At 70.6% G+C, this 15,228-nt stretch carries 11 protein-coding genes; 10 read left to right on the top strand and 1 reads right to left on the bottom strand.

The features are described 5' to 3' along the window. Positions 1-48: 48 nt before the first annotated feature. The gene (locus tag ACGFWJ_RS26170; RefSeq protein ID WP_392953907.1) at positions 49-2,166 is read right to left on the bottom strand and encodes an alpha/beta fold hydrolase; all 2,118 of its coding nucleotides are present in this window, start codon (positions 2,164-2,166) and stop codon (positions 49-51) included. Positions 2,167-2,395: 229 nt separating this feature from the next. Here ACGFWJ_RS26170 and ACGFWJ_RS26165 point away from each other — a divergent pair, with 229 nt between their 5' ends. From ACGFWJ_RS26165 to ACGFWJ_RS26120, 10 genes are all read left to right on the top strand, one after another. After that, the gene (locus ACGFWJ_RS26165; protein ID WP_380487809.1) at positions 2,396-2,590 is read left to right on the top strand and encodes a DUF2304 domain-containing protein; all 195 of its coding nucleotides are present in this window, start codon (positions 2,396-2,398) and stop codon (positions 2,588-2,590) included. Positions 2,591-2,657: 67 nt separating this feature from the next. Then, positions 2,658-3,545: an N-acetyl-1-D-myo-inositol-2-amino-2-deoxy-alpha-D-glucopyranoside deacetylase gene (gene mshB / locus ACGFWJ_RS26160; RefSeq protein ID WP_392953905.1), complete on the top strand. Its 888-nt coding sequence runs from the start codon at positions 2,658-2,660 to the stop codon at positions 3,543-3,545. After that, complete coding sequence (locus ACGFWJ_RS26155; RefSeq protein ID WP_392953903.1) at positions 3,542-3,997, top strand: DUF6113 family protein; 456 nt, start codon at positions 3,542-3,544, stop codon at positions 3,995-3,997. Before mshB ends, ACGFWJ_RS26155 begins: the two co-directional genes overlap by 4 nt. Before the next feature lie 300 nt (positions 3,998-4,297). After that, on the top strand, positions 4,298-6,652 hold the full coding sequence (locus ACGFWJ_RS26150) for a hypothetical protein (protein WP_392953900.1): 2,355 nt from the start codon (positions 4,298-4,300) through the stop codon (positions 6,650-6,652). A gap of 193 nt (positions 6,653-6,845) precedes the next feature. Beyond that, a complete protein-coding gene (locus tag ACGFWJ_RS26145; protein ID WP_392953897.1) occupies positions 6,846-8,573 on the top strand; it encodes an ABC transporter family substrate-binding protein in 1,728 nt (575 codons plus the stop codon). Between the two features lie 484 nt (positions 8,574-9,057). Then, positions 9,058-10,095 (top strand): ABC transporter permease, encoded by a 1,038-nt coding sequence (locus ACGFWJ_RS26140; protein ID WP_392953894.1) that lies wholly within the window; start codon positions 9,058-9,060, stop codon positions 10,093-10,095. 89 nt (positions 10,096-10,184) lie between these two features. After that, positions 10,185-11,948, top strand: a complete 1,764-nt coding sequence (locus ACGFWJ_RS26135) for an ABC transporter substrate-binding protein (protein ID WP_392953891.1) — start codon at positions 10,185-10,187, stop codon at positions 11,946-11,948. Between the two features lie 81 nt (positions 11,949-12,029). After that, on the top strand, positions 12,030-13,007 hold the full coding sequence (locus tag ACGFWJ_RS26130; RefSeq protein WP_392953888.1) for an ABC transporter permease: 978 nt from the start codon (positions 12,030-12,032) through the stop codon (positions 13,005-13,007). Positions 13,008-13,071: 64 nt separating this feature from the next. Next, positions 13,072-14,145: an ABC transporter ATP-binding protein gene (locus ACGFWJ_RS26125; protein ID WP_387637700.1), complete on the top strand. Its 1,074-nt coding sequence runs from the start codon at positions 13,072-13,074 to the stop codon at positions 14,143-14,145. Positions 14,146-14,155: 10 nt separating this feature from the next. After that, positions 14,156-15,220, top strand: coding sequence for an ABC transporter ATP-binding protein (locus ACGFWJ_RS26120; RefSeq protein WP_392953885.1), 1,065 nt, complete (start codon positions 14,156-14,158; stop codon positions 15,218-15,220). Positions 15,221-15,228: the final 8 nt, after the last annotated feature.

Below are 15,228 nucleotides of genomic sequence, written 5' to 3'. Positions count from 1 at the left end.
GTGTGCACCGTCGTGACGTCCGCATGACGGATGTCACGGGTGCACCGGTTACGCCATGCCCAGGGCGTCCTTCAGGAACCGGACCTGGAGCAGCAGCAGGTTCTCCGCGACGTCCTCCTGCGGCGTCATGTGGGTGACCCCGGAGAGCGGCAGCACGGTGTGCGGGCGGCCGGCGGCGAGCAGCGCGGTGGACAGCCGCAGGCTGTGCGCGACCACCACGTTGTCGTCGGCCAGGCCGTGCACGATCATCAGCGGCCGGCGCAGCGAAGGAGCCAGCGCCACCACCGAGTTGGCCTCGTACGCCTCCGGTTCCACCGCGGGGTCGCCGTAGTAGCGCTCGGTGTAGTGGGTGTCGTACAGGTCGTGCTCGGTGACGGGCGCGCCGGCCACCGCGGCGTGGAATACGTCGGGCTCGCGGAGCACGGCGGCGGCGGCCAGGTAGCCGCCGTAGGACCAGCCGCGGATGGCGACCCGGCCGAGGTCTAGCGGGAACTCCTCGGCGAGCGCGTGCAGCGCGTCGACCTGGTCGGCGACGGTGATCTCGGCGGTGCGCCGGTTGATGGACTTCTCCCAGGCGGGGCTGTGCCCGGGGGTGCCGCGCCCGTCGGCGACGATCACCGCGAAGCCCTGGTCGGCGAACCACTGCGAGGTCAGGTGCGGGTTGTGCGCCTGCACCACGCGCTGCCCGTGCGGGCCGCCGTACGGGTCCATCAGCACCGGCAGGTCGCCGTCCACGTCCGGGTCGTAGCCGGTGGGCAGCAGCACCGCGCAGGGGATCCGCCGCTCGCCGGCGAACCGGAACACCGGGCGGGCGGTCAGCAGCGGGGTGTCCGCGTGCGAGGCGATCACCAGCGGTTCGGCGCCGTCCCGCAGCACGGTGACGGTGGTGCCGGGCCGGCGCGGGTCGGCGGTGGTGAGCACGGTGGTACCGCCCCCGCGCACCGCGCCGAGCGCGCCCTCGCCGAGCTCCCGCACGCCGTCCGGGCCGTACGTGAAGACGCCGAGCCAGCCGGGCGGGCGTCGCTCGAACTCGGCGGCGCCGCAAGAGGCCGAGAACAGCACCTGCTCGCCATCCAGGCCGAGCACCGAGCGGACGTGCAACTCGGCGTCGGTGACGGCCTGTTCGCCGACCATCAGGACCCGGGCGTCGCCGTGGTCGGCGATCCGCACCAGCTGCCCGTCGGCGCGCCGTACCGGGACGCCGCCGAACAGCTCCAGCCAGTCCTCGTCCCGCTCGGTGAGCAGCACGGTGGTGTCACCGGTGGCCGGGTCCACCTCGAGCACCAGCTGTTCGCGCTGGTCACGGGCCTGCACCTGGAGCAGCGGCGGGCCGCCGGCCGACCAGTGCACGCGGGCCAGGTAGGGGTGGGCGGCACGGTCCCAGCGGATCTCGGTGCGGGTGCCGTCCAGGCCGAGCAGCCAGAGTCCGACCTCGGCGTTGGGGGTGCCGGCGGCCGGGTAGGCGATCTCGACCGGCGGGCGCCCGGGGTTGGCGGGGTCGGCGATCCACCAGCGGCGCACCGGCGTGTCGTCGACCCGGGCGGCGAGCAGCGCGCTGCCGTCGGGGGCCCACCAGTGGCCGCGGTCGCGGCCCATCTCCTCCTGGGCGATGAACTCGGCCTGCCCCCAGCTGATGCCCTCGCCCTCGGGCCCGGCGAGCAGCCGGTCGCCGCTGCCGTCGAGGGCCGTCACCCGTAGCTCGCCGCCGGGGGTGGCGTACGCGACGTGGTTGCCGTCCGGACTCGGGCGCGGGTCCAACAGCGGTGCAGCGGCGGGCAGTTCGCGGTACTCGCCGGTCTCCACCGCGACCGCGAACAGCCGCCCGGAGAGGGCGAAGACCGCGGTGCGCCCGGCGGAGTCCAGGGTGTAGCCGACGATGCCGGCGGAGGTCTCCCGGCTGCGTTCGCGACGGGCCCGCTCGGCGGCGGACAGCTCCTCGGCGCCGCCGCCGAGCAGCACCGCCGGGTCGGCGAGCACGGTCTCGGCGCCGGTCGCGACGTCCAGGCTCCACAGCAGGTTGGCGGGCGCCCCGGCGCCCCGGGAGCGCAGGAACAGCACCCGCGCGCCGTCCGGGGTGACGCTGAACGACCGGGGCGCGCCGGTGGTGAACCGGTTGGTGCGCGCGTACTGCCGGGGGAAGGTGTCGTGCGGCTTCTCGGTGGTCATGCCGCAGACCCTAGGGCCTCACTCCTTCGGAGCAGCCCGCCGCACCCGCGGCGTACGGCCGTTCGGACCGCCCCTGACCGGCGGCGCTGTACCCGAACGAGGCCGCCACGACACCCCGGACGGGCTCACGGAACGTCACCCGGAGGTCACCGATCCGGTATCAGTTGACCATCGTTCCGCCCGCTGCCCCTCCCCGGGGCGGCGCACCCGAGGAAGGGTGTGAGCCGTCATGGCTTTGTCCGTCTCCGCCGCCGTCCTGATGCTCTTCGTGGTCTGGCTCCTGGTCCGGCGTTCGGGCCTGAAACTGGGCCATGCGCTGGTGTGCGCACTGCTCGGCTTCTACCTGGCCTCCAGTTCGATCGCACCGTCGATCCAGGAGGTGACGGCCAACCTGGCCGGAATGATCAACAGCTTGAAGCTCTGACCGCCGCCCGCGTGCCGCCACGGCCTGTCCGGGGAGTCCCCTCCGGGCAGGCCGTAAGCTGCCGGACATGACCTCCGTACCCCCGGCCGACGCGCGCGGGCTGCTGCTGGTGCACGCCCACCCCGACGACGAGTCGATCAACAACGGCTCCACCATGGCGCGTTACGCCGCCGAGGGCGTCCGGGTCACCCTGGTGACCTGCACCCTGGGCGAGGGCGGTGAGGTGATCCCGCCGGAGCTGGCCCACCTGGCGCAGGACCGGGACAACACCCTGGGCGCCCACCGGATCGTCGAACTGACCGCCGCCATGCAGGAGTTGGGAGTCACCGACCACCGTTTCCTGGGCGGCGCGGGCCGCTACCGGGACTCCGGGATGATGGGCGTCGCGGACAACGAGGACCCGTCCTGCTTCTGGCAGGCCGACGTGGACGAGGCCGCCGGCCACCTGGTCGCGGTGATCCGCGAGACCCGCCCGCAGGTGCTGGTGACGTACGACGAGGACGGCGGCTACGGCCACCCCGACCACATCCAGGCCCACCGGGTCGCGCTGCGCGGCTACGAGCTGGCCGCCGACCCGGCGTTCCGCCCGGAGCTGGGCGAGCCCTGGCGGATCGCCAAGGTCTACTACAACCGGATGCCCCGCTCGGTGATCGAGGCCGGGCTGCGCCGGACCGCCGACGAGGCCCCGTTCAAGGGCGTCGCACCGGTCGACCAGATCCCCGGCGTGGTCGACGACCTGCTGATCACCACCGCACTCGACAACGCGGCGCACGCCGGTGCGAAGGCCGCCGCGATGCGGGCGCACGCCACCCAGATCGTGGTGGACGGGCAGCACTTCGCGCTCAGCAACGAGCTGGGCCAGCCGCTGCTGGCCACCGAGTACTACCAGCTGGTCCGCGGCGCGCTCGGCCCCGGCGGCCCGGAGAGCGACCTGTTCGCCGGGGTGGCCCGGTGAAGCTCCTCCACCCCTTCTTCGGCAGCCGCGACGACCGCCTGGGCGAGCGGCTGCCGCCGCGCGGCGTCCGGATCGCCGCCTACGCGGTGCTGTTCCTGCTGGGCGCGGCGGTCTCGGTGTGCGGAGCTTTCGTGCAGGCTCTGTGGGCGCCGGTGGGCGTGCTGCTGGCCCTGCTGGCCTGCGCCGGACTGTTCTACGGCGGGCTGCGGGCGACCGGCACCAAGCTCGGCGCGGGCGCCCCGCTGGCGGGCTGGTTCGTGGTGCTGGCGGTGCTGCTGGCGCCCCGTCCGGAGGGCGACCTGGTGCTCTCCGCGACGGCGACCGCGTACGCCTACCTGTTCGGCGGCTCGGTGCTCGGCGTGGTGTGCGCGACCCTGCCGACCCGCTCCGGGTTCCTGTTCGGCGTACCGGCGCCGCAGCCCCGACAGGCCGTCAAGGACGGCGGCCAGTAGCGCCGTACCGGGGGGATCCGGACCATCGGCATCCCCCGGCCGTCCGACGGGTCGTATGCACAGTCGGTATGGTGGTGCTTCGGCGGGCCACTCCCTCCGTTTGGCCCGAACCGGGCCGGGCGGTACCTTCGGCACCACTCGCGTGACGGGGCGTTGCCGCAGCCGACATGTGAACAGCCGATGTCCCCGGGGCCGTTCGGCCCGCCGCACGCCGCACGCGCCGCCGTACGGCGGCCCAACCCGCCCCATACGCAGCGGACGGCCCAGCCGGCCCGGCCGCGAATCCGGAGCAGAGCAGCATTGAGCAGCCGCGAATCTGACAACGCCCACCCGCAGCCCCGCCGCGGCGGCCCCGACGCGTACCCGTCGGGCACCCCGCCGTACGGCACCGGCCTGCCCGGTGGACTTCCGGACCCCGCCGCCGCACGGACCGCTCCCGGCGCCCGCGCCGACGAGGCCGACGGGCCGAAGACGGAGACCACGCTGACCACCCGGATCCGGATCAACATCCCCGGCTCCCGGCCGATCCCGCCGGTCGTGGTGCAGAGCAAGGTCAAGGACGAGAAGCCCGCCGAGCCGGCCGGCCCGCGCCACCGCGGCGGGGCCGGCGGCGACCCGGTGCTCGGCGTGATGGACGCCGGCGCCGGCCGCGGCACGGCCACCCCGCCGAAGCTGCCGCCGGAGTGGCAGGAGCCCGCCGCGCCCAAGGCCTCCGAGTCGGAGTCCACCGGCGAGTGGTTCAAGCCCCGGCAGAAGAGCCGTCAGGAGCCCACCCCGGCTCCCGCGCCGGCTCCCGCGCCGGTCACCCCGGCGGCCCCGGCGGCGGGCGGCCCGGCCGGCGGCCCGCAGGCCGCGCCGCGCCCGTCCGGCGCCCCGGCCTCGCCGTTCGCCCCCGCCGCCGAGCCGTCGCAGCAGCAGGCGCCCGTGCCCGGGCAGCAGCGGCCGATGGCCGCTCAGGACCCGTACGCGGCCGAGCAGCAGCCCGAGCAGCACCACCAGCGGCAGCCGATGGCCGCTCAGGACCCCTTCTCGGGCCGTCCGCGGGCCGCCACGCCGCAGCGCCGGCAGCAGCAGGCGCCGCAGGGCGAGCCGTTCGCCGCCGCCCAGGACCCGTACGCCGCCCAGGACCCGTACGCCGGTGCCCAGGAGCCGTACGCCGCCCAGGAGCCGCAGGGCGAGCCCTTCGCGGGCCCCCAGGACCCGTTCGCCGCCGAGGCCCCGGACGCGGCCCGGCCGCAGCGCGGTGGCGTGCCGCGCGGCCAGGGCGCCCCGGCCCCGTTCCCCGGTGGCCAGGACCCGTTCGCGGCCGAGCCGGCCGCCGCCCAGGGCCCGGACGCGGAGCCGGAGGACACCCAGATCGGCGGCTTCGACCCGATCACCGGCGAGGAGTCGCCCCGGGGCGGTGCGATAGCCGCTGACCCTCCGACCACCCAGCTGTTCCTGAACGCCCCGAAGACGCCGTCCGGTCCGGCCGCGGCCGACCCCTTCGCCGCCGACCGGCCCCGTCCGGCGAACGGCAACGGCAACGGCAACGGCAACGGCGGCAACGGCGGCGGCCGGTTCGCCGACCTGCCCGAGGCGCAGCCGTTCCCCGGCGGGCCGCGGGCGGCGGCGCCCAGGCGCGACCTGTCGAACGACCAGCCGCCGGTGGAGCCGGAGGAGGCCGAGAAGCCCGCCCCGAAGAAGCCGGCCGCCAAGAAGTCCGGTGGCGGCAAGGCCAAGAAGCTCATGGTGACGGGCGTCGCCGGCCTGGTGTTCCTGGGCGCGGCGGCGTACGGCGCGGGCCTGATGATGAATCAGTCCGACATTCCCAAGGGCGTCACGGTGCTGGGCACCGACATCGGCGGCGACTCCCGCGACCAGGCGGTGACGGCGCTGGACGGTTCGGTCGGCAAGGCCGGGCAGCAGCCGCTGCGGCTGAAGATCGGCGAGCAGTCGGTGACCCTGGACCCGGCCAGTGCCGGTCTGAGCTTCGACACCACGGCGACGGTGGACGGGCTGACCAAGCACAGCTACAACCCGGTCGAGGTGCTTTCCTCGCTGACCGGCAGCAGCAAGGCGGTCGAGCCGCAGGTGCGGGTGGACAAGGCGAAGCTGAAGGCGGCGCTGGACGACCTGGCCTCGAAGTCCGGGCAGGGCCTGCAGGAGGGCTACGTCAAGTTCACCGAGGCGGGCGCGGGCGCCGCCGTCGTGGTGCCGGGCAAGGCCGGACAGGGCCTGGACTCCTCGTCGGCCGCCGACAAGGTCGAGCAGTCCTACCGGGACCGGGCGGCCGGCAAGCCGGACGCCGAGGTGGCGCTGCCGCTGACCGACGCCAAGCCGAAGGTCGGTCAGGACGCCCTGCAGGCCGCCGCGGAGAGCATCGGCAAGCAGGTGCTGAACGGCCAGATCACCATCTCCGCGGGCACCAAGCAGTTCAACTTCGGCAAGAGCACCGCGGCGAAGGCGCTGACGCTGGTCCCGGACGCCTCCGGCAACGTCGTCCTGAAGTGGGACCTGGACGAGCTGACCAAGGCCCTCGGCACCACCTTCGACAAGGTGAAGATCACCAAGGCCGGCCAGTCCTCGGCGATCACCGCGCAGGACGTGGCGGACGCGGTCGGCCAGACCATCGCCAAGACGGGCCGGGACCGGGCGTACAAGTTCGCTGGCTGACCCGCCGTCAACACCCGCGCCGGGCCGGGGCTCCACCGTCGGAGCCCCGGCCTTCGGCATGCTGGCGAATCCTCGCCAGTGGCGTCCCAGAACGGGACGAAACGGGCGGCGGGCGGGGTGGCCGCGCCGCGTTATCAAGACTTGATCGACCGCTGGTCGACAACTTGTCGTACCGATACGCAAGATGTGCCGCGTGCCGAGACCCCCCGCCCCGCGAAGCCGCCGCGCCCTCGCCCTGACCGCCTCGGTGGCGGTGCTGTCCTTCGCGCTGTGCTCCTGCGCTTCGAAGAGCGGGTCGGACGACGGCGGATCCAGGGTTCCGACGGGCGGCGACGCCCCCCGGATGACGCAGCAGGCGCTGAACGCGAAGCCGCGCGCGGCACTGCGCCAGGGCGGCACCCTGAACTGGGCGATCGACCAGTACTCCGGCCAGTGGAACCCGATCCAGGCGGACGGCCCCGAGGTCTCCACCAACGACGTGGCCAAGGCGCTGCTGCCGACCTTCTGGCGCTCCGACGCGGGCGGCATGCAGACCCCCAACCCGGCCTACCTGACCGACGCCACGAGCGAACTGCGGCAGGGCAAGCAGACCGTGGTGTGGACGCTCAACCCGAAGGCCCACTGGTCCGACGGCACCCCGATCACCTGGCGCGACCTGCAGGCCGACTGGCAGGCGCTGAACGGCCAGGACCCGGCGTACCGGACCGCCTTCAGCAACGGCTTCGACCAGGTGGAGAGCGTGGTCCGCGGCCAGGACGACCACCAGGCCGTGATGACCTTCCGGGAGCCGTACTCGGAGTGGCAGGCGATGTTCAACAACGCCGGCAACGCCCCGCTGCTGCCCGCGAAGTACATCGCCACGCCGGAGCTGTTCAACACCTCCTTCAAGGGGCGCTTCCCGGTCACCGCCGGTCCGTTCAAGGTGGAGAAGATGGACCCGGAGGCGCGCACCGTCACGGTGGTCGCCGACCCGGACTGGTGGGGCGACAAGCCGCTGCTGGACCGGATCGTCTTCAAGGCGATCGACACCGGGAAGATGCCGCAGGCGTTCGCCGCCGGCACGGTCGACTACTACAACAACGGGCCCAACACCGAGGGCTACCGGATCATCGGGTCCACCCCGGGCGGGGAGGCCCGCCGGGCCGGCGGTCCGAACCTGCGGCACCTGGTGCTGAACGGCCGCAGCCCGCTGCTGGCCGACCCGAAGCTCCGGCAGGCGCTGGTCCGGGCGATCGACCGGGCGGAGATCACCCGCACCGACCTGGCCGGCCTGGACTGGCCGTACGTGCCGATGAACAACCACTTCCTGGTGCCGTCCCAGCACGGCTACCAGGACAACTCGAGCGGCCTGAGCCGCTTCGACCCCGACGCCGCGAAGGCGTCCCTGGACTCGCTGGGCTGGAAGCTCGGGCCCTCGGGCGTCCGCACGAAGGACGGCAAGGAGCTGACGCTGCGGTTCGTGGCGCCGGCCGACAACAACCTGGCCGCCAACGAGAGCGCGCTGGTCACCCGGATGCTGGGACAGGTCGGGGTGAAGGTGACGGTGCAGACCGTGCCGGCCGGTGAGTTCTTCGACGGCTACGTGTACAAGCACGACTTCGACCTGACCGCGTTCGCGCTGATGGGCACCCCCTTCCCGGTCTCCAACTCGATCAGCACCTTCCAGCAGGACTCCGGCTCCAACTGGTCCCAGGTGGGCACCAAGGCGCTCGACCGGGCCATGGCGGACGCCGCCAAGGCCGACAGCGTGGACGACCGGACGACGGCGCTCAACCGGGCCGACGCCGAGGCGTGGGAGGTGGCCGGCATGGTTCCGCTGTACCAGCGCCCGGCCATTTACGGCGTCCGGAAGAACCTCGCCAACCTCGGCGCGGCCGGGCTCGGCGACCTCGTCTACGAGAACATCGGGCTGCTGAAGTAACGCCCGCGCGGCGAAGTCTCGCCAATGGCGGGAAATTGCCAGGCGGTCGACGCCGGGCCTGCCGCCCGAATTGGGTGACCCCTACCCATGAATTCGCTCCGGCATGCCCGAAAACGCAGGTGTCCGATTATCGGACACTCAATTGCCGAGCCCAATTCCACCGAATAACACCAAAACGGACACGGGGTCTACGCGCGTCGCGAGATCGGCCCGCTGAACTCGCTGTCCAGATAGCGGACCTGACAGTTCATCGTTACGGACACGTGAACGAGCCTTGATCACGTTTGTCCGGTTTTGACCGTCTCGATCGGAGGCTGTCAAGAGTTCAGGAACTACAAAGTGGTTGACATTCCAGCACGAAGCAGGAAATGGGCCCCTGACAACTGAGGAACTCTTGACGTTCGATAAACGACTTGCAAGAGTCCATTCATCCAAGTTCTTACTCCTTGCTTCTGCACGGACCACGGTCGGGAGCTTTAGCACCATGACGACGCCTACTGGGGCCACGACGGACGGGGACACCCCCGGGTCCACGTCGGACCTCGCGGACAACGCCTCGGCCGACGCGCCCGCCGAACCCGGCTTCCGCGGCCTCTCTCCCGGGAAGCTGATGTGGCGCCGCTTCCTCCGTGACCGCACCGGCGTAGTGAGCGCCTGTGTGGTGCTGTTCTTCATCCTGGTGGCGATCTTCGCGCCGCTCATCTCGATGATCTACGGCAACGACCCGCAGACCCACTACGGCCAGGACGACCCGACCCTGCTGACCGACTCCGGTCTTCCGGTGGCCCCCAACGGCGGCATGAGCGGTGACTTCTGGTTCGGTCTGGAGCCGGGCCTCGGCCGGGACATCATGATGCAGCTGGTCTACGGCATCCGTACCTCGCTGATCATCGCCTTCGCCACCTCGATCCTGACCACCGTGATCGGTGTCGCGCTCGGCATCGCGGCCGGCTACCTGGGCGGAAAGGCCGACTTCTTCATCGGCCGCGTCATCGACGTGCTCATGTCGTTCCCGTCGCAGATCTTCCTGATCGCCACCATGCCGGTGGTCACCAGCCTGCTGGTGAGCAAGAACGAGAAGATCCCGGAGTGGCTGCCGTTCGTCGCGGTGACCATCGTGCTCTCGCTGCTCGGCTGGATGGGCCTGGCCCGCATCCTGCGCGGTACCGCGCTGGCGCTGCGCGAGCGGGAGTTCATCGAGGCCGCCAAGGTCACCGGTGCCTCTCCGATGCGGATCATCTTCAAGGAGATCCTGCCCAACCTGTGGACCCCGATCCTGGTTCAGGCCACCCTCGCGCTCCCGGCGTTCGTCACCGCCGAAGCCGGCCTGTCCTACCTCGGTGTGGGCGTCAGCGAGCCGGTCCCCGACTGGGGCCGGATGATCGCCGACGCGGCGAACTACCTGCGGACCGACGTCACCTTCCTGCTCTTCCCGGGCCTTGCCATGGTGATCTTCGTTCTCGCCTTCAACCTGCTCGGCGACTCCGTCCGGGACGCCTTCGACCCCAAGGCCAACCGCTAGCAGGTCCTCAAGACTCCGGGGGGATGGGAAAGCCAGCCCCGGGCACCCCACTGCACATAGTCACTACACCTACCCCAGGCAGGATGAAGATGAGTTCTCGCAAGTCGCGGCTCGCTGCAGCCATCATGGTCGCCGGGGCCCTGACCGTCACCACGGCGTGCTCCAGTGGCCACTCCAACAACGACCCGAAGGCGAGCGGCTCGAAGGAGCCGGTTGCCGCCACCACGATCTCCGTCGGCACCGCCGAGGACTCGAAGGGTCCGGCCATCCCCGAGCCCGGCGCGAAGAAGGGCGGCACGGTCAACATGATCGACCGCGACGACTTCTCGCACCTGGACCCGGCCATGGTCTACATGAACTACAACGCCGAGGCCTCGCTGCTGTTCACCCGTCAGCTGACGGGCTACAAGACCGGCGCGGACGGCTCGCAGAAGCTGGTCGGCGACCTGGCCACCGACACCGGCACCACCACCGACGGTGGCAAGACCTGGAAGTTCACGCTGAAGGACGGCGTGAAGTGGCAGGACGGTGCGCCGATCACCTCGGCCGACATCAAGTACTCGATCGAGCGCACCTACGCCTCGTTCATCAAGGGTGGCCCGACCTACATCCAGCAGTGGATCTCGGGTGACAACTACCGCGCCGCCTACACCGGTCCGTACGACGGCAAGGAACTCGACGCGATCACCACCCCGGATGACAAGACCGTCATCATCGCGTTCCAGGACGTCCACCCGGACGCCAACTTCACCCTGGCCATGACCGGCTACGGTGCCGTGCCGAAGGCCCACGACACCAAGGAGGAGTACGACAAGAAGCCGTTCTCCTCGGGCCCGTACCAGATCACCGAGCACGTCACCGACCGCTCGCTGGACCTGGAGCGCAACCCGAACTGGGACGGCGCCACCGACCCGATCCGGAACGCGTACCCGGACAAGTGGCACATGACCTTCGGTGTCCAGACCCAGCAGTCCACCGAGCGCTTCATGGCGGACAACGGCGACGACAAGAACACCTTCACCTTCCACAACACGGTCAACCCGACCTACGTGGACAAGGTCAAGGGCGACGAGAAGCTGAAGTCCCGCACGCTCGAGGGTCTGACCCCGTACGTGGACTACTACTACATCAACAACAGCCGCATCAAGGACCAGAAGGTCCGCGAGGCGCTGGTCAAGGCGTTCCCGCACCAGCAGACCCGCCAGCTGCAGGGCGGCACCTCCTACGGTGACTACGCCACCTCGTACATGAGCCCGACCGTCCTCGGCTTCGAGTCGTACGACCCGTTCGAGATCAAGAAGAAGCCGCAGGGCGACATCGAGGCGGCCAAGAAGCTGCTGACCGAGGCGAACGCCCAGGGCCAGACCATCGTCTACGCCTTCAACAACACCCCGATCCAGCAGAAGGTCACCGAGGCCATCCGCACCAACCTCGAGGCCGCCGGCTTCAAGTTCGTGCCGAAGCCGCTGGACTCGAAGACCTACTACGACGCGATCCAGGTCGTCAACAACGAGTTCGACCTGTACTGGGGTGGCTGGGGCGCCGACTGGCCGACCGGTTACACCTCGCTGCAGCCGGTGTGGGACGGCCGCATGATCGCCGACGGTGGTCAGAACTACGCCCACGTGAACGACCCGGAGATCAACGCCGCCATGGACGCGGCGGTCAAGATCGCCGACCCGGTCGCCCAGGGCAAGGCGTGGGCCGCGATCGACAAGAAGCTGCAGGACAAGGCGTACTCGATCCCGGACGTGTACCAGCGTTCGCTGAGCCTGTACGGCTCGGGCCTCGGCGGCGTCAAGTTCGACACCCTGGCCGGCCTGCAGTCGCCGCTCAACATCTACGTCAAGTAGTAGTCATCACCGAGCAGTAGCTCACGGTGGGGCACCGGCACGACCTGCCGGTGCCCCTCCCCGATCAGGAGAGCCCGTCCGATGCTCCGATTCCTCGTCCGCCGATCACTCGGCGCTCTCGTCATTCTGGTGATCGTCTCGATGGTCACCTATGCGCTGTTCTTCGCGATCCCGGCGGACCCGGCGCGGCTCTACTGCGGCAAGATCTGCACGCCCGAGAACCTCGCCCTGATCAGGCACGACATGGGCTTCGACAAGTCCCTGCCGGTCCAGTACTGGAACTGGCTGAGCGCCATCTTCACCGGTGGCACCTACAACAACGTGGCCTGCTCCGCCCCGTGCTTCGGCTACTCCTTCGACAAGAAGGAACTGGTCGGCAGCATCCTGGCGGACCGCTTCCCGACCACCCTGTCGCTGACCGTCGGCTCCGCCGTGATCTTCCTGATCTTCGGCATCGGCACCGGCATGCTGGCCGCCCACAAGCAGGGCAAGCCGGCCGACAAGATCGCCAGTGCCGCCTCGCTGGTCGTCTCCTCGATGCAGATCTATGTGGCCGGTCCGCTCGCGCTGGTCGCCCTGGTCTACAGCACCGACCTGCTGGACCAGCCCACCTACGTGCCGATCACCCAGGACCCGGTCGGCTGGTTCACCGGCCTGCTGGTCCCGTGGATCGTCCTGTCGCTGATCTGGACGGCCAACTACACCCGTATGACCCGCTCCTCGATGGTCGAGCAGCTGTCCGAGGACTTCGTGCGTACGGCCCGCGCCAAGGGCATGTCCGGCACCTCGGTCTTCATGCGCTACGCCTGGCGCGGCGCGATGGGCACCATCGTCACCGTCTTCGGCATCGACCTCGGCGTCCTGCTCGGCGGCGCGATCATCACCGAGACCACCTTCAGCCTGCACGGCCTGGGTGAGCTGGCGATCCACTCCTTCAACGACTCCGACCTCTCGCTGCTGGTCGGTGTCACCGTGGTGGCCGCCACGCTGATCGTGTTCTTCAACATCATCGTCGACGCCGCCTACGCCCTGATCGACCCGCGCATCCGCCTGGCCTGACCGGCCGCACCCCAGGCCGACCCAGCAGTCCCGACCTCACGTACCGCACCGAGGAGCCCAGTCCATGACCACCCAGGCCAAGCCCGAGGAGGCCTCGTCCGCCGGCAGCGGCGGCGACAAGCCGTTCCTCTCAGTCCGCGACCTCTCGGTCCGTTTCAGCACCGAGGACGGCGTGGTCCGGGCCGTGGACAACCTCTCCTTCGACGTGTCCCCGGGCAGCACGCTCGGCATCGTCGGTGAGTCCGGCTCCGGCAAGTCGGTGACCAACCTGGCCGTGCTGGGCCTGCACAACCCGGACCGGACCGACATCACCGGCTCGATCAAGCTGGACGGCCAGGAGCTGGTCGGCGCGTCCAACCGCGAGCTGGAGAAGCTCCGCGGCAAGACCATGTCGATGATCTTCCAGGACCCGCTGACCGCGCTGTCGCCGTACCACACCATCGGCAAGCAGATCGGCGAGACGTTCCGCAAGCACACCGGTGCCTCCAAGAAGGAGTCCCGGGACCGGGCCATCGAGATGCTGACCCGGGTCGGCATCCCGCAGCCCACCACCCGGGTCGACGACTACCCGCACCAGTTCTCCGGCGGTATGCGCCAGCGCGCGATGATCGCCATGTCGCTGGTCTGCGACCCCAAGCTGGTGATCGCCGACGAGCCGACCACCGCGCTGGACGTCACCGTCCAGGCCCAGATCCTCGACCTGCTGAAGGACCTTCAGCAGGAGATGGGCACCGCGATCATCCTGATCACCCACGACCTGGGCGTGGTGGCGCGCACCGCGCAGAACATCATGGTGATGTACGCGGGCCGGGCCGTGGAGCGCGGCACCGTCCGCGAGGTCCTGAAGGCCCCGCAGCACCCCTACACCTGGGGCCTGCTGTCCTCGATGCCGAGCCTGACCGGCGACGTGGACCTGCCGCTGCGTCCGGTCCGCGGCACCCCGCCGAGCCTGATCAACCTGCCGACCGGCTGCCCGTTCAACCCGCGCTGCGACTTCGTCGAGCAGGTCATCGGCGGCGGCTGCACCTCGGAGCGCCCGCCGCTCGCCCCGGCCACCGGGCACGCCGCTGCCTGCCACCTGAGCGCGGCGAAGCGGCAGGACATCTTCATCGACCAGATCAAGCCGCGGCTCGGCTGAGAGGGACATCATGAGCAACGAACTGACCCTCGAAAAGCCGGGCGGCGCCGCCACCGGTTCCGGTGACCCGCTGCTGACCATCAAGGGCGTGCAGAAGCACTTCCCGGTGATGGACGGCTTCCTGTTCAAGCGCCAGGTCGGCGCGGTGCACGCGGTGGACGGCGTGGACCTGGAGGTCTTCGGCAGCGAGTCGGTCGGCCTGGTCGGCGAGTCCGGCTGCGGCAAGTCGACCCTCGGCCGGCTGGTGACCCGCCTGCTGGAGCCGACCGGCGGCGAGATCCGCTACAACGGCCAGGACATCACGCACGCCTCCCGCAAGGAGCTGGCGCCGATCCGGTCCGAGATCCAGATGATCTTCCAGGACCCGTACTCCTCGCTGAACCCGCGGCACACCGTCGGCGCGATCATCGGCGCGCCGATGGAGATCAACGGGATCAACCCGAAGGGCGGCATCCAGCGCCGGGTGCAGGAGCTGCTGGAGACCGTCGGTCTCAACCCGGAGCACTACAACCGCTTCCCGCACGAGTTCTCCGGCGGCCAGCGCCAGCGCATCGGCGTGGCCCGCGCGCTGTCGCTGAACCCGAAGCTGATCGTCGCGGACGAGCCGGTCTCGGCGCTGGACGTCTCCATCCAGGCGCAGGTCGTCAACCTGCTCCAGGAGCTGCAGCGCGAGCTGGGCATCGCCTTCCTGTTCATCGCCCACGACCTGTCGGTGGTGCGCCACTTCTCGCAGCGTGTCGCGGTCATGTACCTCGGCAAGATCGTCGAGATCGCCGACCGCAAGTCGCTGTACGAGTCGCCCCGCCACCCGTACACCCACGCGCTGCTGTCCGCCGTGCCCGAGGCCGACCCGGACGACAACCGCGAGCGGATCCGGCTGACCGGTGACGTCCCGTCGCCGCTCAACCCGCCGTCGGGCTGCCGCTTCCGCACCCGCTGCTGGAAGGCGCAGGAGAAGTGCTCCGTGGAGGAGCCGCCGCTGATCCAGCTGTCCGGCAACGTCGCAGGTCACCTGACTGCCTGTCATTTCCCGGAGGACGGCTCGACGGCCGCCGTTCCGGAGCAGCGCGCCTGATCCCGCGT

It is taken from the genome of Kitasatospora sp. NPDC048407 (assembly GCF_043200475.1).
Lineage (GTDB): Bacteria > Actinomycetota > Actinomycetes > Streptomycetales > Streptomycetaceae > Kitasatospora.
The sequence above is the reverse complement of the archived record's forward strand: the minus strand, read 5'-3'. Positions and strand labels throughout refer to the sequence as shown.